Annotated in this window: 28 protein-coding genes, 1 other RNA gene and 6 pseudogenes; 23 read left to right on the forward strand and 12 right to left on the reverse strand. The window is 44.3% G+C overall.

Translation table 11 applies throughout. The features are described from left to right. Nucleotides 1–204: 204 nt before the first annotated feature. The 5 genes from rseC to HGT73_RS12400 form a co-directional block, all read right to left on the reverse strand. Nucleotides 205–684, reverse strand: a complete 480-nt coding sequence (rseC, locus tag HGT73_RS12380) for a SoxR-reducing system protein RseC (protein WP_214215475.1) — start codon at nt 682–684, stop codon at nt 205–207. A gap of 2 nt (nt 685–686) precedes the next feature. After that, the gene (rseB, locus tag HGT73_RS12385) at nt 687–1,673 is read right to left on the reverse strand and encodes a sigma-E factor regulatory protein RseB (protein ID WP_214215477.1); all 987 of its coding nucleotides are present in this window, start codon (nt 1,671–1,673) and stop codon (nt 687–689) included. After that, on the reverse strand, nt 1,673–2,314 hold the full coding sequence (rseA, locus tag HGT73_RS12390; protein WP_214215479.1) for an anti-sigma-E factor RseA: 642 nt from the start codon (nt 2,312–2,314) through the stop codon (nt 1,673–1,675). Before rseA ends, rseB begins: the two co-directional genes overlap by 1 nt. 37 nt (nt 2,315–2,351) lie before the next feature. Continuing rightward, nucleotides 2,352–2,927 carry an RNA polymerase sigma factor RpoE gene (gene rpoE, locus HGT73_RS12395; protein ID WP_214215480.1) on the reverse strand — a complete coding sequence of 192 codons (576 nt, stop codon included), beginning with the start codon at nt 2,925–2,927 and terminating at the stop codon, nt 2,352–2,354. 236 nt (nt 2,928–3,163) lie between these two features. After that, on the reverse strand, nt 3,164–3,913 hold the full coding sequence (locus HGT73_RS12400; protein ID WP_214215482.1) for a tRNA1(Val) (adenine(37)-N6)-methyltransferase: 750 nt from the start codon (nt 3,911–3,913) through the stop codon (nt 3,164–3,166). 169 nt (nt 3,914–4,082) lie between these two features. Here HGT73_RS12400 and srmB point away from each other — a divergent pair, with 169 nt between their 5' ends. Together srmB and ung are read left to right on the forward strand one after the other, a co-directional pair. Then, the gene (srmB, locus tag HGT73_RS12405) at nt 4,083–5,432 is read left to right on the forward strand and encodes an ATP-dependent RNA helicase SrmB (RefSeq protein ID WP_214215485.1); all 1,350 of its coding nucleotides are present in this window, start codon (nt 4,083–4,085) and stop codon (nt 5,430–5,432) included. 59 nt (nt 5,433–5,491) lie between these two features. Then, nucleotides 5,492–6,172: a uracil-DNA glycosylase gene (gene ung, locus HGT73_RS12410; protein WP_214215487.1), complete on the forward strand. Its 681-nt coding sequence runs from the start codon at nt 5,492–5,494 to the stop codon at nt 6,170–6,172. Nucleotides 6,173–6,217: 45 nt separating this feature from the next. On the opposite strand, the gene grpE is transcribed toward ung, so the two are convergent. Further along, nucleotides 6,218–6,796 carry a nucleotide exchange factor GrpE gene (grpE, locus tag HGT73_RS12415; protein ID WP_214215489.1) on the reverse strand — a complete coding sequence of 193 codons (579 nt, stop codon included), beginning with the start codon at nt 6,794–6,796 and terminating at the stop codon, nt 6,218–6,220. A 119-nt stretch (nt 6,797–6,915) separates the two neighbouring features. On the opposite strand from grpE, the gene nadK reads away from it, so the two are divergent. From nadK to bamE, 3 genes are all read left to right on the forward strand, one after another. Beyond that, complete coding sequence (gene nadK / locus HGT73_RS12420; RefSeq protein ID WP_214215490.1) at nt 6,916–7,794, forward strand: NAD(+) kinase; 879 nt, start codon at nt 6,916–6,918, stop codon at nt 7,792–7,794. Nucleotides 7,795–7,879: 85 nt separating this feature from the next. Further along, nucleotides 7,880–9,541, forward strand: a complete 1,662-nt coding sequence (gene recN, locus HGT73_RS12425) for a DNA repair protein RecN (RefSeq protein ID WP_214215492.1) — start codon at nt 7,880–7,882, stop codon at nt 9,539–9,541. A 162-nt stretch (nt 9,542–9,703) separates the two neighbouring features. After that, nucleotides 9,704–10,048, forward strand: coding sequence for an outer membrane protein assembly factor BamE (gene bamE, locus HGT73_RS12430; protein WP_214215494.1), 345 nt, complete (start codon nt 9,704–9,706; stop codon nt 10,046–10,048). 43 nt (nt 10,049–10,091) lie between these two features. Here the strand turns inward: bamE and HGT73_RS12435 are convergent, their stop codons facing one another. Together HGT73_RS12435 and HGT73_RS12440 are read right to left on the reverse strand one after the other, a co-directional pair. Then, complete coding sequence (locus HGT73_RS12435; protein ID WP_214215496.1) at nt 10,092–10,385, reverse strand: RnfH family protein; 294 nt, start codon at nt 10,383–10,385, stop codon at nt 10,092–10,094. After that, on the reverse strand, nt 10,378–10,812 hold the full coding sequence (locus HGT73_RS12440) for a type II toxin-antitoxin system RatA family toxin (RefSeq protein WP_214215498.1): 435 nt from the start codon (nt 10,810–10,812) through the stop codon (nt 10,378–10,380). Before HGT73_RS12440 ends, HGT73_RS12435 begins: the two co-directional genes overlap by 8 nt. 161 nt (nt 10,813–10,973) lie before the next feature. On the opposite strand from HGT73_RS12440, the gene smpB reads away from it, so the two are divergent. The 15 genes and pseudogenes from smpB to HGT73_RS12500 all read left to right on the forward strand — a co-directional run bounded on the left by smpB (nt 10,974) and on the right by HGT73_RS12500 (nt 19,623). Further along, nucleotides 10,974–11,456, forward strand: coding sequence for an SsrA-binding protein SmpB (gene smpB, locus HGT73_RS12445; RefSeq protein WP_214215500.1), 483 nt, complete (start codon nt 10,974–10,976; stop codon nt 11,454–11,456). Between the two features lie 58 nt (nt 11,457–11,514). Further along, nucleotides 11,515–11,878: a transfer-messenger RNA gene (ssrA, locus tag HGT73_RS12450) on the forward strand. A gap of 195 nt (nt 11,879–12,073) precedes the next feature. Beyond that, nucleotides 12,074–12,488: pseudogene (locus tag HGT73_RS12455) on the forward strand (integrase arm-type DNA-binding domain-containing protein); the annotation flags it as partial. Further along, nucleotides 12,475–13,962, forward strand: a pseudogene (locus tag HGT73_RS12460) (primase-like DNA-binding domain-containing protein); the annotation flags it as partial. The pseudogenes HGT73_RS12455 and HGT73_RS12460, both read left to right, overlap by 14 nt. A 276-nt stretch (nt 13,963–14,238) precedes the next feature. Beyond that, nucleotides 14,239–14,961 (forward strand): hypothetical protein, encoded by a 723-nt coding sequence (locus HGT73_RS12465; protein ID WP_214215502.1) that lies wholly within the window; start codon nt 14,239–14,241, stop codon nt 14,959–14,961. Between the two features lie 2 nt (nt 14,962–14,963). Next, nucleotides 14,964–15,431 carry a hypothetical protein gene (locus HGT73_RS12470; RefSeq protein ID WP_214215504.1) on the forward strand — a complete coding sequence of 156 codons (468 nt, stop codon included), beginning with the start codon at nt 14,964–14,966 and terminating at the stop codon, nt 15,429–15,431. A gap of 482 nt (nt 15,432–15,913) precedes the next feature. Next, complete coding sequence (locus HGT73_RS15095; RefSeq protein ID WP_407073164.1) at nt 15,914–16,069, forward strand: hypothetical protein; 156 nt, start codon at nt 15,914–15,916, stop codon at nt 16,067–16,069. Between the two features lie 468 nt (nt 16,070–16,537). Continuing rightward, nucleotides 16,538–16,771, forward strand: coding sequence for a hypothetical protein (locus HGT73_RS12480; RefSeq protein ID WP_214215506.1), 234 nt, complete (start codon nt 16,538–16,540; stop codon nt 16,769–16,771). Nucleotides 16,772–16,796: 25 nt separating this feature from the next. Next, nucleotides 16,797–16,967: pseudogene (locus HGT73_RS15100) on the forward strand (glycoside hydrolase family protein); the annotation flags it as partial. A 128-nt stretch (nt 16,968–17,095) separates the two neighbouring features. Continuing rightward, the gene (locus HGT73_RS12485) at nt 17,096–17,491 is read left to right on the forward strand and encodes a hypothetical protein (protein ID WP_214215508.1); all 396 of its coding nucleotides are present in this window, start codon (nt 17,096–17,098) and stop codon (nt 17,489–17,491) included. A 584-nt stretch (nt 17,492–18,075) separates the two neighbouring features. Beyond that, nucleotides 18,076–18,147 (forward strand): annotated as a pseudogene (locus tag HGT73_RS15010) (recombinase family protein); the annotation flags it as partial. Nucleotides 18,148–18,252: 105 nt separating this feature from the next. Next, entirely contained in the window at nt 18,253–18,336 is an 84-nt protein-coding gene (locus HGT73_RS15105; protein WP_407073165.1) for an RNase A-like domain-containing protein, read from the forward strand. Nucleotides 18,337–18,361: 25 nt separating this feature from the next. Continuing rightward, nucleotides 18,362–18,640 (forward strand): contact-dependent growth inhibition system immunity protein, encoded by a 279-nt coding sequence (locus HGT73_RS12490; RefSeq protein WP_407073166.1) that lies wholly within the window; start codon nt 18,362–18,364, stop codon nt 18,638–18,640. A 250-nt stretch (nt 18,641–18,890) separates the two neighbouring features. Next, on the forward strand, nt 18,891–19,055 hold the full coding sequence (locus tag HGT73_RS12495; protein WP_214215510.1) for a hypothetical protein: 165 nt from the start codon (nt 18,891–18,893) through the stop codon (nt 19,053–19,055). Nucleotides 19,056–19,149: 94 nt separating this feature from the next. Next, nucleotides 19,150–19,623, forward strand: a complete 474-nt coding sequence (locus HGT73_RS12500; RefSeq protein ID WP_214215513.1) for a hypothetical protein — start codon at nt 19,150–19,152, stop codon at nt 19,621–19,623. Nucleotides 19,624–19,695: 72 nt separating this feature from the next. On the opposite strand, the gene HGT73_RS12505 is transcribed toward HGT73_RS12500, so the two are convergent. Both HGT73_RS12505 and HGT73_RS12510 read right to left on the reverse strand, forming a co-directional pair. Further along, a complete protein-coding gene (locus HGT73_RS12505; RefSeq protein WP_214215592.1) occupies nt 19,696–19,995 on the reverse strand; it encodes a DUF1493 family protein in 300 nt (99 codons plus the stop codon). Then, nucleotides 19,989–20,450, reverse strand: a complete 462-nt coding sequence (locus HGT73_RS12510; protein WP_214215515.1) for an STM2901 family protein — start codon at nt 20,448–20,450, stop codon at nt 19,989–19,991. Before HGT73_RS12510 ends, HGT73_RS12505 begins: the two co-directional genes overlap by 7 nt. 591 nt (nt 20,451–21,041) lie before the next feature. On the opposite strand from HGT73_RS12510, the gene HGT73_RS12515 reads away from it, so the two are divergent. From HGT73_RS12515 to HGT73_RS12525, 3 genes and pseudogenes are all read left to right on the forward strand, one after another. Further along, complete coding sequence (locus HGT73_RS12515) at nt 21,042–21,158, forward strand: DUF3289 family protein (protein WP_214215518.1); 117 nt, start codon at nt 21,042–21,044, stop codon at nt 21,156–21,158. Between the two features lie 14 nt (nt 21,159–21,172). Next, a pseudogene (locus HGT73_RS12520) lies at nt 21,173–21,304 on the forward strand (DUF3289 family protein); the annotation flags it as partial. After that, a pseudogene (locus HGT73_RS12525) lies at nt 21,288–21,754 on the forward strand (DUF943 family protein). The pseudogenes HGT73_RS12520 and HGT73_RS12525, both read left to right, overlap by 17 nt. A 498-nt stretch (nt 21,755–22,252) precedes the next feature. Here HGT73_RS12525 and lptG read toward each other — a convergent pair. Both lptG and lptF read right to left on the reverse strand, forming a co-directional pair. Further along, nucleotides 22,253–23,329, reverse strand: coding sequence for an LPS export ABC transporter permease LptG (gene lptG / locus HGT73_RS12530; protein ID WP_214215520.1), 1,077 nt, complete (start codon nt 23,327–23,329; stop codon nt 22,253–22,255). Continuing rightward, nucleotides 23,326–24,396, reverse strand: coding sequence for an LPS export ABC transporter permease LptF (gene lptF / locus HGT73_RS12535; RefSeq protein WP_214215522.1), 1,071 nt, complete (start codon nt 24,394–24,396; stop codon nt 23,326–23,328). Before lptF ends, lptG begins: the two co-directional genes overlap by 4 nt. Between the last annotated feature and the right edge of the window lie 346 nt (nt 24,397–24,742).

Below are 24,742 nucleotides of genomic sequence, written 5' to 3' on the forward strand. Positions count from 1 at the left end.
AGGTGGACACATAAATGGACCCATGAGGCATGTACCCACTTTTTTACTGCCGAGCATATTACACGACCGTGGCAAAGACGTCAGCATATCAACTACGTTGTAGCGCTTTTTTTTAAGACAATTTATAGGGGCATCGCGGAGTAAGGCGTAATAAAAACCGCTTTATTGTTAAAAGCGGCTTATTCATTTACATTCTGCAGAATACTACGATGAGTGAGAAGAAGGGATCGATTCAACCCGCAATTGGTCTGGACCTAAAGCAACAGTTAAAATAATCGGCTGAAATGCATGTTTATCACCGACTAATTTTGACAAGCACTTCGCAACAAAAAAACCACTCACTCCCCCCATCAATGCTCCAGCGGCACTGGCTAAGTCAGTATTGAACCAGTACTGAAATAATCCAGCGCCAATAAACAGTCCAAGGAGTGGTGTAATATACACCATCAATGCAGAACTTAAGAGGCTACTTTCTTCAATACCGAGTTCAATGCGCTGCCCCGGTTGCAAAACCTGTTCACTCTTAACCTGCATGACATGAGCATCTTTAGGACCAAGTTTATTTAACATCTGGCTGCCACACCCTTTGCGCGCAGAACAACTGTTACAGGTTGTTTTCGCCTCAGTATGCAGTGTCGCCACGCCTTGATGCCACGACACGACGGTCGCCCATTCTCTCATCATCGTTAATCACCCGTATTGACTGTGTCGGCAATGCGTTTGGCTGTGTCACGAGGAAGTTCACCCACAACGCTAATTTCCTTATTATTACGTATTTCAACGTAAAGGGTGCGACGTCCAGTGCTGTAGGACTGTGGCGACGTCGTCTCGCTGGCAGGAGACACATTAACGGTAAAAGTGAACAAACCGTCGGAATAGAGGCGCGATTCGATGTTTTTTGCCAACGCAGGAACATGGCGCTGACTTTGGGAAAGTAGCATTACACCAGCAGGTAGCCAACCTGGAGTCCAGCTTAATTTAGCATTGGAACCCTTAGGCAGCGAAGTGATTTCGGGGGGAAGTTTAGCGTTAACCAGCGGCGACATAACCTGCTGCAATTGATCATCGACAGCAAAATCAACCACCTGAAACTGCTCAATGGTTTCACCCTCTTGCGATAACAAATCAGCACGCAGCGGTAGTCCAGAATCGCTATCGAGCCACACTGCATAGCTAAAGCGCGAACCATCTTTCGAGACGATACGCACAACGTCACAGAGCCTATCAGCGACCCTTGAACGTCCTACACTAATAAAGTTATAGTAATTTTTAAGCCGATCAAAGTCCGCAAATAAGATAGCCGGTAAACCATCAATAATATGATCACCCGGCAGAGTAAAAGGATCCACTCCCGAACTCGCATCAAAATAGCTGATCGCATTACTGCGCTGGATCACCTCGCGACGCGGGCCGTCCATCTGCAATAACTGTGCATAAACATGTTGGTCCACCAATGCATGACGGTAGCGCAGTGACTCAATACCTTGTTCAGTGATATTGATGTATGAAAGCTGATAGTTAAGCGTATTCACCGCTTTATCCATCTGCTGTAACATTACAAAAGGACTGATCGGCTTAGCAACTATCGGATTCGGACTCTCCTGAGCAAACAGAGAGAAAGAAGATAACAAGCTGCCGCATAACACGGCAGAATAGAGACGTTTACCTTTCATTATTGATGAATAGTGCCCGAATACTGTTGTTTATCAAGAACAGAGGTAGTTACCGGTGAGCCGTTACCATTATTTAAACGGCGTTGCAGTTCGTAGTCTTGGAACATCGCATTGACACGAACACGCTGCTCTTGAACTTGGTTGGTTGACGAAGACTTTTCAAACATATCTCCTGGCACTCCTAGGCTTACTGGAGAGGCTTTTCCCATCATAGGCAGCGTATTAAAAACAGGAGTATCTTGGTTGTCTGAGGATGCTCCCTCGCCGGTACGGTTATAGTGCTGTACCCCAACAATAACGACCATCGATACACAAGCCGCAACACCTATTTGCGCCAATTGTGCACCCCACCCCCCTGCTTTCGAGAAAAAGCCCATTTTACGCCAGCGTGAAGGCTCAGGTTGGTTTTCGGTGATTAATGGTGTAACCCTGCTTGAGCTTGGCTCCTGTGCAATCGCTTCAGTCACTTTAGCGGCGATATCAAAATGAACGACTTGTCCTAGATCGCTGCGCAACGTATCACGAACCAGATGGTAACGTTCCCAGCTAGCTTGTAACTTAGTATCTTTAGAAAGTTCTGTGAGTAAAGACTGATCTAAGGCTTCGCCATCCATTAAAGCGGAAAGTTGCTCTTTCTGCATACCTTAATACCCTTTAGGTAGTCACCCCGCCACGCACCTAGCGTTGCAGTAGTGGTTGAACTTTATTATCAATCGCCTCACGCGCACGGAAAATACGTGAACGCACAGTGCCAACGGGGCACTCCATAATTTCAGCGATTTCCTCATAACTCAATCCATCCAATTCACGAAGCGTAATCGCCATACGTAAATCTTCAGGGAGTGTTTCAATGGTTCTGAAAACGATCTGCTTCAATTCATCAGACAACATTAAGTTCTCAGGGTTCGATATTTCTTTCAGTGCCCCGGCGGCTTCAAAATTTTCCGCATCACTGGCATCCACATCGCTTGACGGAGGACGGCGACCTTGAGCCACAAGATAATTTTTAGCCGTGTTCACCGCTATGCGGTAAAGCCACGTATAAAAGGCACTATCACCACGAAAAGACTCCAAAGCACGATAAGCCTTAATAAATGATTCTTGTACTACATCTGGCACGTCCCCTGGCGGAACATAACGTGTCACTAAACTGGCAACTTTATGTTGGTAGCGTAAAACCAGTAAATTGAACGACTTTTGATCCCCTTTCTGGACCCGTTCTACCAGAACTTGATCCGTTAACTGCTCGCTCATCTGAGGCTCTGTCCTCATAAAATAATCAATTCGTAACCACCCTTCGCAACAACGCCACAGCCTTTAGCGAGCCCGAGGTTGGAACTGAATAATAATCAAAAGTTCACTGAAACTTATGTAAATTGTTATTCTCACCCTACAACGATGAAATAATAGCGATAATGATCTGCATATCTAAAGGGCAATTTACCTGATTAACCATGAAGTTTCATATTTTTATCAGTATAGATGACAGCTTAGTGCCCAAGGTAAAATTCTTTCGTTAATGATTGAAATTCCCTGCTGTAATCACCTTGCTGGTTGCGTATCACCAGTCGACTCTCCTCAACGGATCGCGAGCCTAAACACCAGGTCAATAATAGGCGTTTTGCAGACATCCCCTCGTGTTCCTGTATCCAGCATCGTTGAGCCAGCATCCAACCGCTACGCTGCGCATAATCAATAAAGTGCTCGGCTTCTTTCACAGGAAGGATCAACGAAAACAGCCCCTCATCGGTCAGTAACTTTTCTACCCGTTGAAGCAGGACTTGATGATCAAGAACACGACTATCACGCGCTTTTTCCCGTTGAGCATCACGGTAAGATTTACCGTGTTGAAAATAGGGGGGATTGCAGATCACGAGACCATACTTATTTTCAGGGCCCGGTTCCCAAGACAAAAAGTCTTGAAGCCAAACAGTCAGATTATGGCACCAAGGTGACGCATCACAATTTTCTTGCGCTTGGGACACCGCATCAGGATCGATATCGATAGCATCAATCTTAAAAGGTGCATCATCGGGACTTAACCGTTGCGCTAACATCAATGCCAATAGCCCACTTCCAGTACCAATATCTAAAATACGCCGTGTTGTAGGTAAAGGTGCCCATGCCCCAAGTAATATCCCATCGGTGCTGACTTTCATTCCACACCGATCGTGGCCAACAAAAAATTGTTTGAAGGTAAAGCCCCCACGACGAGGTGGTGATGTTATGCTAGCAGTCATAAATAAACGTCTCCGGATCTTTTTGATTCGCCCAGTCGATCAGTAATATGGGGCGAACTTTACCAGCAATTGATACCTTTTACCTGAGCAAAGCAGAAATTATTCAGTAGGAAAAGGTGAACAATCGCAGTGAAATGTCTATAATCGGCGCCCCAACCAGAGGTAGAACATGACTGTAACCACATTTTCCGAATTAGAACTTGATGAAAGCCTGCTAGAAGCCCTACAGGATAAAAATTATCAGCGCCCAACGGCTATCCAAGCAGCTGCGATCCCACCTGCCCTCGAGGGCCGTGATATCCTCGGTTCAGCCCCTACCGGCACTGGAAAAACTGCGGCTTACTTATTACCTGCCTTGCAACATCTCCTCGATTTCCCGCGTAAAAAACAAGGGCCTCCGCGTATATTGATCCTCACGCCAACCCGTGAACTGGCGATGCAAGTTGCCGATCAAGCGAAAGAGCTAGCAAAACATACGCATTTAGATATTTCGACCATTACCGGTGGCGTCGCTTATATGAATCATGCTGAAGTCTTCAGCACGAACCAAGATGTTGTCGTCGCGACAACGGGCCGCCTGTTACAATACATCAAAGAAGAGAACTTTGACTGCCGTGCGGTTGAGACGCTGATTCTTGATGAAGCCGACCGCATGTTAGATATGGGCTTCGCAAATGATATTGAAACCATTGCGGCGGAAACGCGTTGGCGTAAGCAAACCCTCCTTTTTTCAGCGACGTTAGAAGGCGATGACATTGAAGATTTTGCAAAGCGAATCTTAAACGATCCCGTGACGTTAGATGCAGATCCTAGTCGCCGTGAACGTAAGAAAATACAGCAATGGTATTACCGTGCGGATGATTTAGAGCATAAGCGCAAACTATTGATCCATCTTTTACAACAAGAAGATGTGACCCGTTCAGTGGTGTTTGTCAGAAAGCGCGAACGTCTGCATGAGGTCGCAGCGTGGTTACGTGAAGCGGATATTCGCTGTACGTACCTCGAAGGTGAGATGGTTCAAGTTAAACGTAATGAAGCGATTAAACGTCTAGCCGATGGCCGAGTGAATGTACTAGTCGCGACTGATATTGCGGCGCGTGGTATTGATATTGACGATGTCAGCCATGTCTTTAACTTCGATATGCCAAGAACTGCGGATATTTATCTACACCGTATTGGACGTACAGGACGTGCCGGACGTAAAGGTACCGCTTTATCTCTGGTTGAAGCTCATGATAATGCGCTGTTATTGAAAATTAGTCGTTATATTAATGAGCCACTCAAGGCACGAATCATCAATGAACTGCGGCCAACGACTCGTGCGCCTTCTGAAAAAGGGCCGAAAAAAGCCTCTAAAAAAGAGATGGAACGACGTAAAGAAAAACGCGATGCATTAAAAGACGATACCAAACCTCGCGTGAAAAAACGCCATCGTGATGCGAAAAATGTCGGAAAACGTCGCAAACCAACAGAAAAAGTAGTTGTACAAACTAACACCAAAAAAGACGATAGCGAATAGCAGGTAGAGGCGCGATATGCGCCTCTTTTTTTACCCCTGACGGAGATAAGGGAGACATCATGAAAACCACCTTAACCTGGCATGATGTGCTAGGTGATGAAAAACAAAAGTCCTATTTTATTGAAACACTGCAACACGTTCAGCAAGAACGCAGTACCGGCATTGTCATCTACCCACCCGCCGCAGAAGTGTTTAGTGCCTTCAAGCTTACGGACTTTGCCAATATTCGCGTCGTCATTTTAGGGCAAGACCCCTATCATGGACCGAATCAAGCTCATGGATTGGCTTTTTCGGTACAACCTGGTATTGCGCCCCCTCCCTCACTGGTTAATATATATAAAGAGTTAGCGCAGGATATTCCTAATTTTATTCGCCCAGAACACGGTTATCTTGCGAGTTGGGCAAAACAAGGCGTGTTACTGCTCAATACGGTATTAACGGTGAGAGCCGGACAGGCTCATTCTCATGCTGGTCTTGGTTGGGAAACATTTACCTCTCATGTCATCAGCATGATAAATCAACACCATGAAGGCGTTATTTTTTTATTATGGGGCGCACATGCTCAAAAGAAAGGACAGATTATTGATACACAAAAGCATCATGTGTTGAAAGCGCCCCATCCTTCACCATTATCAGCACACCGCGGTTTTCTTGGTTGCCAACATTTTTCACAAACTAATGCCTTACTTGAATCACAAGGCTTAGCCGCGATCGATTGGTCAGTAACCCTACCCGTATAAAAAAAGCTGCCTTAGGCAGCTTTTACATTAAGATCTTGATAATGCTTAGGCCTTTGAAACAGCGACCATTGCTGGACGTAATAGACGCCCGTTTAGGGTATAACCGCGTTGCATTACCATAATTACATGATTAGGGGCTACATCAGCAGATTCAACCATTGACATCGCTTGGTGAACATCGGGGTTAAAAGGAACATGAACATCCCCAACAACTTCTACACCAAACTTGCGAACCGCATCTAACAATGACTTCAGTGTGAGCTCAATCCCTTCGACCATCGAGGCTAATTCTGGATTCTCTTTATTCGCAACTTCGAGTGCACGCTCTAAACTATCAATAACCGGTAATAGTTCGTTAGCAAATTTCTCAAGTGCAAATTTATGCGCTTTCTCGATGTCAATTTCGGTACGTCGACGAATATTCTCAATTTCAGCTTGCGCGCGAACCTGTGCATCACGGACACCGCCTTGAGATTCGGCAAGGGCTTGTTCTAATTCAGCAATACGCGCGTCACGAGGATCGCTATCCTGTGATGCATCTTGTTGATTTTGTTGCTCTGCTTGTTCAGCATTCAGGACTTCAGGATCTTGCTGATTCGGGGTATTCTGTTCTTTACTACTCATGAAAATCTCCGCTTATCATATTCATCTCTGCAATAAGGCTATTATGGGGATGAAATTTTCGGATTCAAGGGACTCTGACGGATTGTCGAGAGTTTTGCGTAAAGAGGAAGCATTACCAAATGAATACGCCGTTTAAATGTATCGGGATTGTCGGCCATCCACGAAATCTGAGCGCAATGTCCACTCATGAGCAACTATGCTATTGGCTCAAAGAACAGGGATATGAGGTACTTGTGGAAGAACAGACTGCACGTGAAATGCAGTTACCCAATATTCATACTGCCACACTCGCACAAATTGGCCAATCTGCAGATCTTGCTGTTGTCATTGGTGGCGATGGCAACATGTTAGGGGCAGCACGCGTGCTCGCCCACTACGATATTAAAGTTATCGGGATCAACCGAGGAAATTTAGGATTTCTCACTGACCTTAATCCTGACAATGCAATTGAAGAGCTAGCTAAAGTACTTAGTGGTGAATATATTACCGATCCCCGCGCCTTACTAGAAGCCTCTGTAAAAGGCCGACACCGGCAATCGCTTAGCGCCACGGCCCTCAATGAGATTGTGCTGCATCCTGGTAAGGTTGCACATATGATTGAATTTGAAGTATATATCGATGAGCAATTCGCTTTTTCCCAACGCTCAGACGGCCTTATTATCTCCACAACCACGGGATCGACCGCTTATTCACTATCAGCCGGTGGGCCGATTTTAATGCCCTCTTTAGAAGCAATTGCTATCGTACCGATGTTTCCACATACCCTCTCAGCGAGGCCCCTAGTGATTGATAGTCGTAGCACCATCAGTTTACGTTTTGCCAGTGTACGCAATGAGTTAGAGGTTAGTTGTGACAGTCAATTAGCTTTACCGGTGCAAGAGGGTGAAGAGGTGATCATTCGTCGCAGTCCAGATGAACTTTTTTTACTCCATCCAAAGGAATATAACTACTTTTCGACCCTAACCGGGAAACTTGGATGGTCAGAAAAATTATTTTGAAAATCTCGATTAGGGGCTTTACTCAGTAAAAAAGAAGATTATACTGTATAAAAAAACAGTCATGTTTTTCCATACAGGTGATTATATGCTGGCACAACTTACTATCAGTAATTTTGCTATTGTTCGCGAACTGGATATCGATTTCCAACAAGGAATGACGGCCATAACAGGTGAAACTGGCGCAGGAAAATCGATTGCGATTGATGCTTTAGGTCTCTGCTTAGGAAATCGCGCGGATGCAGAATCAGTACGTCCCGGCGCCCAACGTGCCGATATTTGTGCCAGATTCCAGCTTAAAAAATCACCTTCTGCACAGCAATGGTTGATCGATAACCATCTTGATGATCAAGGCGAATGCTTACTCCGTCGAGTGATTAGCGCTGACGGTCGCTCTCGTGGATTTATTAACGGCACAGCGGTTCCCCTCTCGCAACTTCGTGAGCTTGGGCAACTCCTGATCCAGATTCACGGCCAACATGCGCACCAGCTATTACTAAAAACTGATCATCAACGTACTTTGTTGGATGCTTACAGCAACTCCCCTGCTTTACTGGCATCAATGCGTAGCGAATATGAAAACTGGCATAAAAGCTGTCGGCAACTAGCAGCGCTGACTCAACAAAAAAATGATCGCGCAGCACGCCGTGAATTGCTCGATTATCAATTACAAGAACTTAATAAATTTGCCCCTGTTGAAGATGAATATACCCAAATTGATGAGGAATATAAGCAACTTGCTAGTAGCGGCCAACGTATCGCTCTTAGTCAGCAAATTGTTCATATGGTCTCAGAAAGTGATGAGGTATCGCTGCAATCTTTAGTTCATCAATCACAGCAACTGTTACAAGAGCTTGTTAATTTGGATGACAGGCTTATTCCGGTTAATACCATGATGGATAATGCAGCAATTCTTCTGAGTGAAATGAGCGATGAATTACGTCATTATCATGAGACGATTGATTTAGACCCTAATCGCTTGCAAAGTCTAGAACAGCGTTTATCACGCTATATTTCCTTAGCGCGCAAACATCATGTTACTCCAGAAGCCCTATATAGCACACACCAGCAGCTATTGAACGAATATGCACAACTCGAAAATGTTGAGTCGGATATTGAACAAGTTTCTGCCGAGGTCGTGCGTTACCATCAACGTGCATTAGCAGTCGCACAGCAGCTTTCTGTGGAGCGTCAACGCTTTGCAGCAGAATTATCAGGATTGATTACAGAATCTATTCAGCAGCTTGCAATGCCACATGGCAAATTTAATATCGTGATTACCCACACACCAGAAAAACTGACTGCTGAAGGCGCTGATAATATTGAATTTCAAGTCTCCGCCAACCCTGGACAATCGTTACAACCCTTGGGAAAAGTTGTTTCTGGTGGTGAACTTTCACGTATCGCCTTAGCCATTCAAGTGATTACAGCTCGAAAAATGGAAACACCTGCGATGATTTTTGATGAAGTCGATGTCGGGATAAGTGGACCTACAGCGGCAATAGTTGGAAAGATGTTACGTAAATTAGGTGAATCAACACAGGTGCTCTGCGTTACTCATTTACCGCAAGTTGCGGGCTGTGGCCATGCACATTTCTATATCAGTAAACTTACTGATGGAGCAATGACAGAGACCCGTATGGTCAATTTAGATAAAACCTCGCGATTAAATGAATTAGCTCGTCTTTTAGGAGGAAGTGAAGTTACACGTAACACTCTAGCTAATGCTAAAGAACTTTTAGCAGCTTAGTGGGCACTTTTTCTGACTATCACAGTCATATCTTGCGCCAGAGGTTTCCATCTGGCGTAAGGTCTATTATTATCGACATCTAGCTTCCCTGCGTTCAGGGTGAACTTATTGTGATGGCAAGTTTTGCCTGTGGGCAACTGGTCAAGAAAAAGGAAATGATTCATGCGCCGTAAAATACTGACTGCTGCGACCGCGGCACTATTGCTAACGACCGCCGGTTGCTCAATGTTAGAACGTGTCGTTTATCGCCCTGATATCAATCAAGGAAACTACTTGGTAGCGACCGATGTGAGTAAAATTCATACTGGCATGAGTCAACAGCAAGTTGCTTATACCTTAGGTACACCAATGATGAGCGACCCTTTTGGCAGTAATGTCTGGTATTACGTCTTCCGCCAAGAGCCAGGCCATGAAAAAGTAAAACAACAAACGCTAACACTAACCTTTAATAGCAGCGGTATTCTCACAAATATCGATAATAAACCCGCACTAACGAATACCAACTAAATTAGTTTCGCTACTCAAATATTATAGGCGGGTAGCGAAATTTTTATTTTTTACTTGCTGCTGAACGTTCTGCACGCTGTCTACGCATTTCCTTTGGATCAGCAAGGAGGGGACGGTAAATCTCAACTCTGTCACCATCCTCAAGGCGGTCGGTAAGTTTAACGGGGCGGCTGTATACGCCGACTTTATTTTCCGTTAATTGAATATCCTTCCTCAGATCAAGTAGCCCCGAAGCCAATATTGCTTGTTCAACGGTACTCCCTTCTGGCAGCACGACTGGACGCAAATATTGCTTTTCCGGTAAAGCATAGACGACTTCTACTGCAATATTAGTCACGGTAAACCTCGTGAGCCCGCTGACTGAATGCTTTGACCATATTATTCGCTAACTCTTTAAATATTCGCCCAAAAGCCATCTCAACTAGCATATTTGAAAACTCAAAATCGAGGCTTAGCTCAACTTTACACGCGTCGTCCCCCAGAGGAGTAAAGGTCCAACCGCCTGATAGCTTACGAAATGGGCCATCAACCAGCTGCATCGCGATACGATGGCTTTGCGTAAGTGTATTACGAGTCACAAATGTTTTACTGATCCCAGCCTTAGAGACATCCATCGATGCCGTCATTTGCTGCTCAGATTGTTCTAATATTTTGCTGCCAGTGCAGCCAGGGAGAAATTGTGGGTAGCTATCAACATCATTAACGAGTCGATACATGTTATCAGCGCTGAACGGTACCAACGCTGAGCGAGTGATCTGGGCCATAAGATTTCCTGGTCTGAAAAAAACAAGTTGATCATAGCAGTTTCAGCAGGTAAACAGAAATGTCTAATCGGAATCAGCGTGCTAGAATAGCACCAATACTTAACTTTCTTACTTTAGGAAGTCAGCTACGCTTTAACAAAGTGGTGTAGAATAGGGATACTATGACAAAGAAAAAATCCAATAAGCCGGGTTCCGCAACCATCGCAATGAATAAACGTGCACGTCACGAATATTTTATTGAAGAAGAGTTTGAAGCCGGTCTTTCATTGCAAGGATGGGAAGTAAAATCCCTACGTGCAGGTAAAGCAAATATCAGCGAAAGCTACATCTTATTACGTGACGGTGAGGCTTATCTTTTCGGCTCAACTTTCCAACCGTTGACCGTTGCATCTTCCCATGTGGTTTGTGACCCTACCCGTAACCGTAAGCTGCTGCTTAAGCAACGTGAACTTGACTCATTGTATGGACGAGTAAACCGTGAAGGCTATACGATTGTCGCGCTATCTTTATACTGGAAAAACGCTTGGTGTAAGCTAAAAATTGGCGTCGCCAAAGGTAAAAAAGAGCATGATAAACGTGACGACATTAAAAATCGCGAATGGCAAGTCGACAAAGCGCGTATTATGAAGAACGCTAATCGCTAATTTAGTTAAATTACTGGTGCAGCAGCGTATTTATCTGCTACACTGTGTAACAGTACTTGGGGCTGATTCTGGATTCGACAGGATTCGCGAAGCCCTAGGAGCATGCCGAGGGGCGGTTGGCCTCGTAAAAAGCCGCAAAAAAATAGTCGCAAACGACGAAAACTACGCACTAGCAGCTTAATAACCTGCTCAGAGCCCTCTCTCCCTAGCCTCCGCTCTTAGGACGGGGATCAAGAGAGGTCAAACCTAAAAGAGATCGTGTGGATGCCCTGCCTGGGGTTGAAGCATTAAACTTAATCAGGCTAGTTCGTTAGTGGCGTGTCCATCCGCAGCTAATTGGCGAATGTAAAGATTGGACTAAGCATGTAGTGCCGACGGTGTAGTAATTCTGGACGCGGGTTCAACTCCCGCCAGCTCCACCAAAATTCTCCATCGGTGATTACCAGAGTCATTCGATGAAGTCCTAAGAGCCCGCACGGCGTAAGCCCTGCGGGCTTTTTTGTGTCTGTCGTTGTCCGAGAACATCCGGCTAAATCCGGTGATTATTAGTATACGTTTAGGTATACGGTAGGGTGTATGCCTAAAAGCGTATACCAATTCATGAAGGAGCGGCCACAGTGGCACGGACAACACGCCCCTGACAAACACCGAAGTTCTGCGCGCAAAAGCGTTAGAGAAAGATCTAACGCTGCATGATGGCGATGGGCTTTTCCTGATAGTGAAAACCAGCGGGAAAAAGCTCTGGCGTTTCCGTTATCAACGTCCGGTACAATGATGGGGCTCGGTGCCTTCCCTGCTCTTTCACTTGCTGATGCCCGAGGGTTAAGAGCAGATTACCTTACCTTATTAGCCTACGGAATCGACCCACAAATTCAGGCCGAAGTTGCAGAGGAAGCGCAGCAAATCGCACTGGACAGTATTTTTTCAACGGTCGCCGCTAACTGGTTCCAGCTCAAAAGCAAAAGCGTCACCCCTGATTACGCAAAAGACATTTGGCGTTCACTGGAAAAAGATGTATTCCCTGCCACCGGTGTTTGGCGACTGGAACGATGCGTTTATGCAGAATGGCGAGGAGGCGACGCGGAAAGCGATTTATGACGCCATCCGGCCACCGGCACAAAGCCCGTTCGACACCATGAGCGAGGCGGAATTTACCGCCATGAGCGCCAGCGACAAGGCGATGCGGGTGCATGAGCATTACGGCGAAGCGCTGACCGTGGATGCGAACGGCCAGCTTCTGTCCCGCTATGAGGCCGGGATATGGAAAATCATTCCACCGTCGGATTTTGCGCGCAATGTGGCCGGGCTGTTCCAGCGTCTGCGCGCCCCGTTCTCGTCGGCAAAAATTGCCTCGGTGGTGGAGACGCTGAAACTGATTATTCCGCAACAGGCCGCCCCGGCACGTCGTCTGATTGGCTTTCGCAACGGCGTACTCGATACCGCCACCGGCAGATTCAGTCCGCATCATAAATCACACTGGCTGCGCACGATGTGTGATGTCGATTTTTCCCCGCCGGTGGCGGGCGAAACGCTGGAAACCCATGCGCCGGATTTCTGGCGCTGGCTCGACCGTGCCGCCGGAGGCAGACCTGAAAAGCGCGACGTGATTCTTGCTGCGCTGTTTATGGTGCTGGCGAACCGTTACGACTGGCAGCTGTTTCTGGAGGTGACCGGCCCGGGCGGCAGCGGGAAAAGTATTCTGGCCGAAATTGCGACCCTGCTTGCCGGGGAAGATAACGCCACGTCAGCCACCATCGAAATGTTGGAGTCGCCGCGCGAACGTGCGACGCTGACTGGCTTCTCGCTGATCCGTCTGCCTGACCAGGAAAAATGGAGCGGTGACGGAGCAGGACTCAAGGCCATTACCGGCGGGGATGCGGTCTCCGTTGACCCGAAATACAAGGATGCGTACTCCACCCATATTCTGGCGGTGATTCTGGCCGTGAACAATAACCCGATGCGATTTACTGACCGTAGCGGCGGCGTTTCCCGCCGCCGGGTGATCCTGCATTTCCCGGAGCAGATTTCCCCGGAGGAACGCGACCCGCAACTTAAGAACAAAATCGCCCGTGAACTGGCCGTGATTGTGCGCCAGCTGATGCAGAGGTTCAGCGACCCGATGACCGCCCGCGCCCTGCTCCAGTCACAGCAGAACTCCGATGAAGCACTCAGCATCAAGCGCGACGCCGACCCGACCTTTGACTTTTGCGGCTATCTGGAAGCGCTTCCTGAGCCTGACGGTATATATATTGGCAACGCCAGCATCATTCCGCGTCAGCCGCGACGCTATCTCTATCATGCCTATCTGGCGTATATGGAGGACCACGGCTACAGGAATACTCTTAGCCTCACCATGTTCGGCAGGGGGTTGCCAGCGATGCTGAAAGAGTACGGGCTGAATTATGAGAAACGTCGTAAAAATCAGGGCATACAGACCAATCTTACGCTAAAAGAGGAAAGTAACGCCGACTGGCTGCCGAAATGTGATGCCCCCATAGCTAAATAACCTGACCTGACCGGCAATCGCCGGTCTTTTTTTTGTCTGCAAAACGGCAAAAGTGAACAGTAAAGTGTTCACTGTTCACCAACCATTTACCACGTAACAATATGAAATTTATAAATAAAATTACTCAGTGAACAGTGTGAACAGTTTTTCTAAAAAAAAGTTTTTTTGCAGAAGTTAGCTCTTATGCACAGAGATAAAATCTCTGCGTAAGCGATTTACGTTCAGTACAAAATTTCTGCTATATTCGCGTCATAATCAATCTTAAAGGGAATTAGAATGGATACGACTCTGCTCAGACCGTTAAATGCAAATGGAAAAGAAAAATGTGAAAGCGCAATAAATGCATTACAGGGGGATGTTTCCGCCGCCGCTGCAAAGCTCTCAGTCGATCCACGACTGCGCCTTGAATACACTAAACGCATTAAAGAGATGGCTGCGGATCTCAGAGCTAAAGCGAACAGCGGCATCATCACCTGGGAAAAGGCAGCGCTGGAGGCTCAGGAAACCCGTAATCTGGTAATGGAGATAGTACGAACACGTAGCACGCCACTTGGACGGGCTATGGCTGAGAAATTGAAAACGTCCGGTAAAACATTTAATGAGCTCATCGCCAATAAAACGGTTTCGTTGTTTGGCCGTCAGGCTAATTTTGTTAATTTATCGGAGGGACAGAAAAATCAGGTATACGCAGGCATTGTAGAATCTGCCGGTAGATCAAACGCTAGGGCCGATCTCAGAATGCGGCAACTTTCTACAGCTGGGAAAGGTCTTATCATGCTCTCTATTGCCATTTCGGTTTATGAAATTTATAACTCTCAGGACAAAATTGCTGAAACCACCAAACAAGCCGTAATAGTGAGTTCCGGTGTGGCAGGAGGTTGGGCTGGTGGAGCAGTGGCTGGTTTAATGTGTGGCCCGGGCGCACCTGTATGTGTTCTTATTGGTGGCTTTGTCGGCGGTGCATTAGCAGCCTGGCAAATGGGGCGAATCTGGGAATGAAAATGGAATTATCGACTGCCATATCGTTGTCTGTTGTCACTGAGGCGAAGGAATACTCACAGACTCAATGCGATATTTTAATTAATGGTAATAACACAGGTATAAAAGTCTCCGGTAAAATTCTTGAAGCCGCAATTGCCGTTGCTGAAGACTATTATCTGTTATTTCTTACAGACGACGTTATTTTTGAGGAAAGCCTGAATATTACTTTCATTCATTTGAAGATGGGTATTCTTGAAAACCTCGAATTGGGTGGTCAATATTCAACTGGATCCTTTGAAAAACTACACATTGAGCAGGACTCTGTAAATTTTCGTTTTATTGGCGATACGACCTGGACTGTGAAGATACTGAAGTCCCCCTCTTTAAGATTACCTTTCTCCGATCCTCGTGGAGTAACCCGATCTTCAAAACTAAAAAAATACATTGATATCACTGCCTGCCCTGCCCCAGCCCGCGCAGATGGATGATCGTCGCCAGGCATTAAGTGGCGCTTTGCTAATGGAACAGAGCGAGCGGTAAATAGCCAGTCCAAGTATCATTGGTATACGCTTAGGTATACGCATGAAAGTTGAATTAGAATAAATTCTTTTTTTCATTCGGTTACAACTAACATTCAGACTCCGCCAGCCCAATCATGGTTGGACAGTGACCAGACAGAGCTAGAGAAATCAAGCATTTGGACACTGTACCCAGACATCGACCAGACGATGATGGGACATGAAAGGATACGCAAAATAGCTGCGGCTCCAAGCGTAAGAAAAAAGCCTTAGACTTGGACTGACCCCATTCCTCAAAAATCTCACCAAATATGACGGAGCAGTACCTTATATAAGTGAATAGTTCTTTTTGCAGGGATACTTACAATTAGACCGATGCAGCTAAGACGCTACCTCTATCACGCTTACTTAATCTTTATGGAAGCGAAAAACTTTCGTGTAATCCGTTAAGCATGAAAAGCTTTAGCCAAGCATTAGAGAGCATCCTGCGAGAATATGGGTTTAAGTATGTCAGTCGGCGGACAAAAAACGGTATACAGATGAATTTAGACCTGAAAGAAGAGATCAACGGTGATTGGTTGCCGAAATACGATAAACCCATGTTGTAGGATCCGAACCGGCGAAAGCCGGTTTTTTTATACCCATAATAAAAGGTGTAGGATGATTGTTCACTCTTCACCCTTTAACAATATGAATAATATGAAGGAAACGCCAAAGGAATACGGTGTGTAGGATTTTTTCATAAAAAACTGATTTTTATTTTACGTTCAGAAAAAATCCCCTCATAAATTCAAACTGACCATAACCGATAGAAATAGGATTATATATATGAAAAAAATAAAATAATTAGCAACCACCCAATCTATTAAAAATCTTAAAATTCAAATCCAATTGGAACGAATTAAGTGCATTTGATCTACATCAATATTTAAAACAAATATATATGATTTTATTGCCTTGCAGACCATTGGCGTTATGTAATTAATAGATTATTTTAGATAATAAAAGCATCGAACCATAGGCCATGAACATTAATACTTTGATATTCAGATTTCACATTAGGGATAAATAACAGTATGGCTGGGATAAATGATTCGCTTCCATTCAGCTCTTCCGGTTATAGCCAGTTAAGAACCCGCGAGGGTGTCCGATACCATTACTACAATGACTTGGGCCCACGTGCTGGAAATTGTACTTGGGGGATAGGCACGCTTGCTCATTTTGGAATTTGTACGGAAGAAGAGCTCAAACGACCGGTATCAAGCACTGACGTGAATAATGCATTGGCTAATGCATGTGAAAAAACTTGAGTAATATCTAAGGAGAAAAGTAAATAAACATCCTCTCACTCAAGCTCAATTTGATGGGTTAATATCATTTAGTTACAATGTATCTGATCCTTCACCTGTAATGGAGCTAGCTAACAGAGGTGATATGGATGGTGTTCGTAAAACTATGCTAAAATATGTTTATGTTTTTAATCATGATAAAAATGGAAAAAAGTAGGACCAACTCGTCTGCTTCCCGCTCTCTACAGTAGAAGGCTGGAAGAGTCCTCTGCTTTTAAATAGGGTTAAATGTTGAAAAAATCACTATTAATATTGCTATTTCTAGTTTTTATATCCCAGCAGGAGGTGTTAGCTGATAGCGATAAAAACACTGACAATCGATTGGATCTTCTTATGGGAAAAAATACACATAAACAATATCGCGATTTTTTTGAAAAATTGAAGGAATCAGCTTTAAAAAATGATAAAAAAACTATTTCATCAATGGTCGAGTATCCAATTACTGTCACTGTAGGCCATAAAGAAATAGAAATTAAAAATAGCGATGAGTTCATCATCGAGTACAATACAATATTCACTAAAAATTTAGTAGGAAAAATAATTAATCAAAAATACTCCGATTTATTTATAAAAGACACTGGCATCATGATTGGTCAATCTGGAGAAATATTGTTTGGAGGTATATGTACTGTAAGTGATTGCAGTAAATTTCAAATAAAAATAATGCAAATAAATAATTAAAGATAAAAAACCAAGTATACTACTAAAGAATAGTAAAGATTTTTTGTGAACCAAACATGAAAACACACAAATAACGGACAGTATTTAGGAATTTCATTTAAATAATTCTTAAATAATAAACAGCCCCCACCCCATTAACATTATCGAATCAATTACATTCGCCACCAAAGGTGTAGAACGATTTTTCACTCTTTAACAATATAAAAAATTAAGAAATATCCATATGTGGAAAATGTGTAGGATTTTTTTAAAAAATAATATTTTTATTTTATGTTTATAAGATCCAGTTTATCAACTCACACTTTAGCCCTTGATAGAAATAGATTGGTATACGTTAGGTATACAATAAAAGTTGATGAAGCGACTTTTTAATACGTAAAATTACCATTATGTTAAATACGATAGGTTTCGATAAAATTTGCTATAACTCCCTATTATGCTTCTTCTCTCAAGGCCAGTTCCGCCTGACGGGCCTGGTATTCTTTGTATAAAATCTCCAGTCGGTTATCTAAATCAAGCAGCTCGGAGTCTTGATTGATGCCTTACGATACTAGATTGTATCAATATCGATTTGTGAGACCTCTATGGCATTACTGGGATATGCAAGGGTATCAACCAGCCATCAAAAATTGACGTTGCAAATTACGGAGCTAAAACCTGTTCTTGGCGAAGGCAAGTAGGAAGCCAGGCTGACTATTCGTTATGCATCTTGCAAGGCGATTGGCTACGGTTTCCAGCGCGGGAATAACTAGCGGATCGTCATGACAAATGTGAGAATTATTATTGAATTTCAGCAATATAACGGCAACCCCTATTACATTCTCACAGCCTTCCCAGCTCTATAGGTACAAAATTCAAAACTTCCACTTTATTGACCAACTGATTTTCGGTTATTTCAACCAGGACGCCGACATCATCAATGATGGCGATGATACGATTGAAGGCATAGTACGGCTGTTCAAAAAGTCAGCGCCAGACTGGATACTCAAAGATCTCGTCGAAGAAGTTGATGATTTTATCTCCACCTATGGTGGCGGTGTCGAAGAGGAATTCAGGAAACGATACGGGTTTGATTTTTCGCCTGAACTTTGGGAAACCACTGCTCATGAATTCCTGATAACAGTACGTCAGATCTCGTCAGAGAAATGAGGTTTACGGGAGTAGATTTCCTGATGAGAAAAAATAATTGGTACACGCTTAGGTACACGAAAAAAACTGAATTAAACAAAAAGAATTTAAAACAATAAGTTGAAAGGTTTATTCAAATTTCGCCAGTCGTTGGACAGCGACCAGACGATGACGGGACATGAAAGAATACCCTTTCTGAAACGCAAAAAATCAGGTCTATGCCAGTATCGTAGAATCAGCGGGTAAATCCAACCCGCAAGTTAATCTGAGGATGATGCGGCTTTCCCGCGCAGGAAAGGGTCTAGTAGTGCTGTCTATTGCCATTTCCTTTTATGAAATCTATACAGCTGAGAACAAGGTTTCAGAAACGGGGAGACAGCTGCCTATTAACGGTGCGGGCATTGCCGGAGAAGCTGCTGGCGGATGGCTGGGTTAATGTGCGGTCCGGGCGCGCAACTCTGCGTTGTCATCGGTGGATTTGTGGGAGGCGCACTCGCCGCGTGGGAGATGGGACGTATATGGAGATAAGTATGCAGCCGGTTAATACAGTGACTTTGATTGAAAACAGTCCGGCGACTGAATTTAAACAAGCAAAGTCAGAAGTGATTGTTGCAGGGAATACAACCGGTATTATTGTTTCCGGCCATGTACTGGAGGCGGCAGTTCAGGTTAATGATGACCGCTACCTTATTTTCACCACGGATGATGTGATTTATGAAGAGTTTCTTACGGTAACACTGATTAGTGTCAATGATGGCATTCTTGAATCTTTGCAGTTAGGTAACGAATATTCTTCCGGTTTTTTTGAAAAGCTCAGTACAAGCCGTGGAAGCTTTCACTTTATTGGTGATGCAGTCTGGACGATAAAGGTTGCCGATTCACCGCGTTTACGTCTTCCCTTCTTTTCAGATCCACGCGAAGTTAAGCGAGCGTCAGGCTTAAAAACTTATATGACAATCATGACAAGACCCATTCCAACTTCCCCTAAATGGGGTATACGCTAGAATACATGCCAATTCCGTATACCAATACATGCAGGACATGCAGACATGGCAAGAACTACGCGCCCACGGGCGCTATTTATCAATCCAGTGACCGGCACGCGCGGAATCAATTAGCAGTTGAATAGTCAGAGGCTTTTTCGCCTTACCGTTATCTGCCGGAAAATAACGCCCGAAATTTATTTCTTTCGGGTTGAGAGAAAATCGCTCGGCGAATGTTTCCAGCAATTCGGCGGCGTCTTCCGGCGCCATCCTAAAATCTTTATTTAAATCCGTTGTATGTGTCAGTGGAAAACGCTTACGCAGCCAAAACCAATAACCGTTATATTCTTCAACAAGTGCGAATATGGCCTTTTCAATATCATCCATCACCAGATTTTATCCTCCGCACGGGCTATCGTGTTGTAACGGCTCATCGACTTCCAGCCTATAACCCCTACGTCTGACGCCACTACAGCCCAGCCAATAACTGGCACGGTCCTGCCAACAAAGGTGCCTAGCTTTTGTGTCATTATAATTTTCATGTTAAGCGGATTTACAACTATGGTTGGAAGCGGGAAAGGCAGTCTGTATTTTTGCAGCAACCTGCGTGACTGAATAGAAGCATACGAGGTGCCAGGAGTAGCATTTGCAAGTTTGCCGGACACGACTACGTTATTACGCCCGGCATAGATCGCAGCAGCGGCTACAACGTTGCCCGTTGCCGCTGCCGCCCCCGTGAAATGCTCGGCAGTCACATCAACCATAATCCAGAAAAAAAGCTCGCCGGCGTTAATATTTGAAAGGCCGCCGTAAAAATAGGTTCCGTTAAGCTGTTCGGTTGTATCCATAACCACACCTCGCAATAAAAGAGTGTAGAAACGTTAACCGCAACGACTTTGAATTTCCAGCCCTCCATCTCGCCTGTAACGCATCCTGCCGCGCTTACCGCCTCATTCCTCAGCCCATCATTCTAAAACCGAGCACATGTCAACGGGACGGAAATCGGGCCGCATTGTCATGCCCTAAATGTCGTGGCGCGCGCTCGTATCCCCGCCACGCCTGCCCTCTTCGTGGAGTGGTTTTTATGCACCTAAGGGGCTTAAGCCTTGCCGCTGCTGGGCTTAAACGACATTTTGGGAGGCCTAAAACTCATGCGTTTAGTATAAACATGCACGCTCGCGTCGGTGGGCGGCGTTGTATCACGGACCAGACAAAAGCTTTCTTTCTGACGAGCCAGGAAAAGGTCTCACCAGAGCCAATTATCAGCGTTCAGTTTTATATAAATCCCCCACTATTCATTACCTTAGTAAAAAAGAGTGTAGCCCGGGCTCTATCAAAAATTACGGACAAGAGCTGTACAATGTTTACACTCTAACCTTTTACTGTGTATTATTCCCTGTGAAGACCTCCACGGACGATAACACAAGGAATGTGTCACAATGGCCGCACTACAGTTTCCCTATACTCTATTCACCACGCAAAACCGGATGGACGACTACGGCGCTAAAGATATGCGCTGCGGCGATTTGACCGAAGCACAGTTAAAATCTCAATAACGGCTGGTGGATAATTCAACCAGTTCCGCTTTTTCCGTATCTGGTTTGTACTACAGCGATATAACCAGTTTGGTTTCAAGCCATTGATGACCAATATGGAAGCAACCATAGAAATCACTGGGGGGCGCAATGACAGTAAAAAATAAAAAAATATTGATTCTTTTTCCCTGACTGTTTGTGTTTCAGTGGGTTACTGGATTTGGCTGTGTTTACGTCCTGTAAAGATTGTCGCGGTTAATCAGGAAAATAACTATAGCGATGTTTTGGTTAGAAGCTTCCCACCGACAGATAAGGGGAAAATAGATTGGTGGCTAAAAAATAAGGATATATTGAAAGAAAAATATGACATTCCTAAATCATCATCTTCTGGATATTTTACTGTTGTTTTTTGGGATTTTGGCGATGGTTATAAAGAAGAAGGAAAATATGACAGACTTTGTTTTGATGATATGAATACAAAAGTAAACTGCATCGAAAAGGATGCTGTTTTTTCTGTAGATAAAAGCAGAAATATGGACATAACATTCACCGTTTACGATGATGATAATTATCGGTTAGGCCAGAATGGTGACATTATAAAAATCGAATCCGATTAGGTTTGCCGCCCTCGCGTAAAGACAGCAATAAAATCATCCCCTGCCCGGCTTGCACCAGCCATGCATAAGTATCAACATGCTCAGGAGGCTATCTCGATGGAGAAAAAAAATCTGCAACACCTTACCGCCTGCCTCAACCTCCTTACGTAAGACCATACCCCCTGACGCCGCCCATCCCTAATCCTTGCCTTTGTCCACGTATGAAAGCGCGTACGCATAGTCTATCTATATGTATAATATAATAATTTTTTATTAAAATTATATATGGAACGAACCGGCTCAGGCCGATTTTTTATATTCCAGCCGGGGTAATCACTCCATATAAATACAGGTGTACACGAAACCCTTAACTCATTACTTCATAATTAATTGATTTTAAAACATTAAAATGAAAACTGAACAGTATGAATACTTTTTACTAACATCATACGATAACGCTCCCACAGTCTTTACTGTAAGGAGCATTAAATTAGGTTCCACTGTGGGAAACGCTATCCATTACTTCCTTTCGTTAAATCGATACACCAGTACTACTGAAGCGATTAACATCACCACCGGGGGCACAATCACTGCAATCAACGGAGTGATAGAAAAGATAAGTCCTAAGTTGATACATATCTGATAGATGATGTAGGTAACTAATCCAACAATCACGCCTAAAGAAAGCCGATTTCCCATTCCCGTATCCCGGCCATTGACGAAGGTAAATGGAATAATCAGTAAGACCATAGCTAATACCAAAATTGGTCGTCCCAGTTTTTGCCATAAGGCAGAACGGTATTCCATTGATGGTTGAGCGGTGGATTTCAAATAATGAATATAGTTTTTAAGCTGCGGAATTGAATAGCTCTCGCTCGTTAACTGAAGTTGCTTCAAGTTATCGCTATTGAAAATAGAGGCCCAAAGCATAGATGGCTGTTGAGTAGTAACTTGGCGATCGCCCTGCCATTGGGTATGTTTTACATTATGCAGAGTCCAGGTATGGTTTTCACCGTAGGTTGCAGATTGTGCATAGAGATAATTTTTCAAAGTAAGGTCAGCGTTGTAATCAAACACTTCAACACCTTGAGGTTGCCCCTGTTTATCAAGATGATCAATACGGACAAATTCATCACCTTGTTGCCCCCAGATAGTCTTGCTGTTTGGATCACTCTCTTCACTTTCCGCAAGTGCAGTATCTTTGCGGATTTGAGCTTGTTGTTGAAGCGGAGATGCGATCCATTCATCAATAATCGCGAGCGATGCAGTAAACATAACCCCGGAAATTAAAACAACTATCGCCACTCTAAAAGTCGAAAATCCCGCACAGCGTATTGCGGTAAGCTCCATATTTTTCGACATATTGCCAAGACCCACTATTCCACCCAATAGTGCAATAAAAGGGCTGAGATTGACCAAACACCGTGGCACTAGGTAGATAACCACCAGCAAAGCTTGTAACCAACTGTAGCTAGCAGAGACATCTTCGAGTTCAGAAATAAAATCAAAAAGCGTGAATAGCGGTACCAATAATAATGCGGCAGCGAAGTAGCCAATGAATAAATGGCGGATCAAATAGCGCGAAAAAATATTCATTTGAGTAACTTATTCAACAGTGACGAGTCTTTGACCCAAAAATAAATGATCCCTAGCAACATAAATCCGGAAATCAACCATATGCCAGGAAATATTGGTAGCGCTCCATTACTCACCAACGTACGACAAATGTTTCCTGCAAAAAATATGATAATAAAGACTAGAGCTAAAGGTAATAACACAGAAAAACGTCCTTGCCGCGGGCGTACTCGGCTTAACGGAATAGCAAGCAATGTCATCAATACCGCATTAAGGCCACGAGTCTCACGCCATTGGCGTTCAGCAATATCCGCACGATCATGTGAGTGCCGTAAAGTATGCATTGATTTGGCTTTACTACGGATTTCCTCATCATCAACCGGGGGCTTCAAGTTGATGGCAAGATTTTGATACGTCTGTTGACTGTCATTATTGGAGCTATGCTCAAAGGTATAGGCTGATCCTGACTGTAAATGTGCAATAGGCATTGCTGGGTGGCTATTATCAATACTTCCAACGTGTGAACGGAAGACCTTTGTGACACCGTTATCCGTCGTATAGATAAATGCATTCTGAATTTGGTTACCCGTTGGCATGATGGTCTGTGCATGTACCATTGTGCCATTATCTTGGATGTTGAACTTATTTGCCTGTAAATGGCTCACATCAAAGTTAGATTGTGAATTTTGCATAAGCTGGTCAATATGCGCATAAGCCCAAGGCCTTCCATACATAGAAAGCAGTGCACAAGCAACGCCAATAGGGATCGCAAGTAATAAAATACCGCGATATAGTCGTAGTGGTGATATTCCGGCGGCTTGCGCGGCAGTGATTTCAGAGTCACTGTAAAGCTGCCCTAGCGCAATTGCAGTGGCGACATACAGTCCAATAGGCAGCAGCATTTCTAGAGCAATCAATGATTTGTAAAAAACGATAACAAATACCGCTTTTAGCGCAAGAGTGCCGTTCGCCGCGTCAGTTAAATAACGTTGGGCAGAGTAAATGGTAAAAATAAAAATTAAGAAACCGACAATCATCGCAACAACATTGCGCGTTTCTTTCATGACATAGCGCTCAAACAAAAACATAGCTTAACATTAACCCCGCAACGCTACTCCAGTACGAAGAGATGTCTTCTCAACATCCGTCGCCCAATACCCAGAAGTGATGGCCATTATTTATCTACAAATACTAACACATGCTAGATAAACGAACCGTCCAAGTTACCATTATACGGTTACAAGAATAAAAATTTTAGCTTTTAACGATCATTGCCAAGGCACATCATTCATTACCGAGGCTTCATCATAACACTGGGGACTATCAAGTAAGTGTTGTGCTATCTAACAACAGCGATACTTAACAATAGACTATGAATGCTTTATCATGCAGGGATCGAAACAGCGATGATCAAACCTTCTCTCTTCACAAGGT

The organism is Rosenbergiella australiborealis (assembly GCF_018494035.1).
GTDB classification, from domain to species: domain Bacteria; phylum Pseudomonadota; class Gammaproteobacteria; order Enterobacterales; family Enterobacteriaceae; genus Rosenbergiella; species Rosenbergiella australiborealis.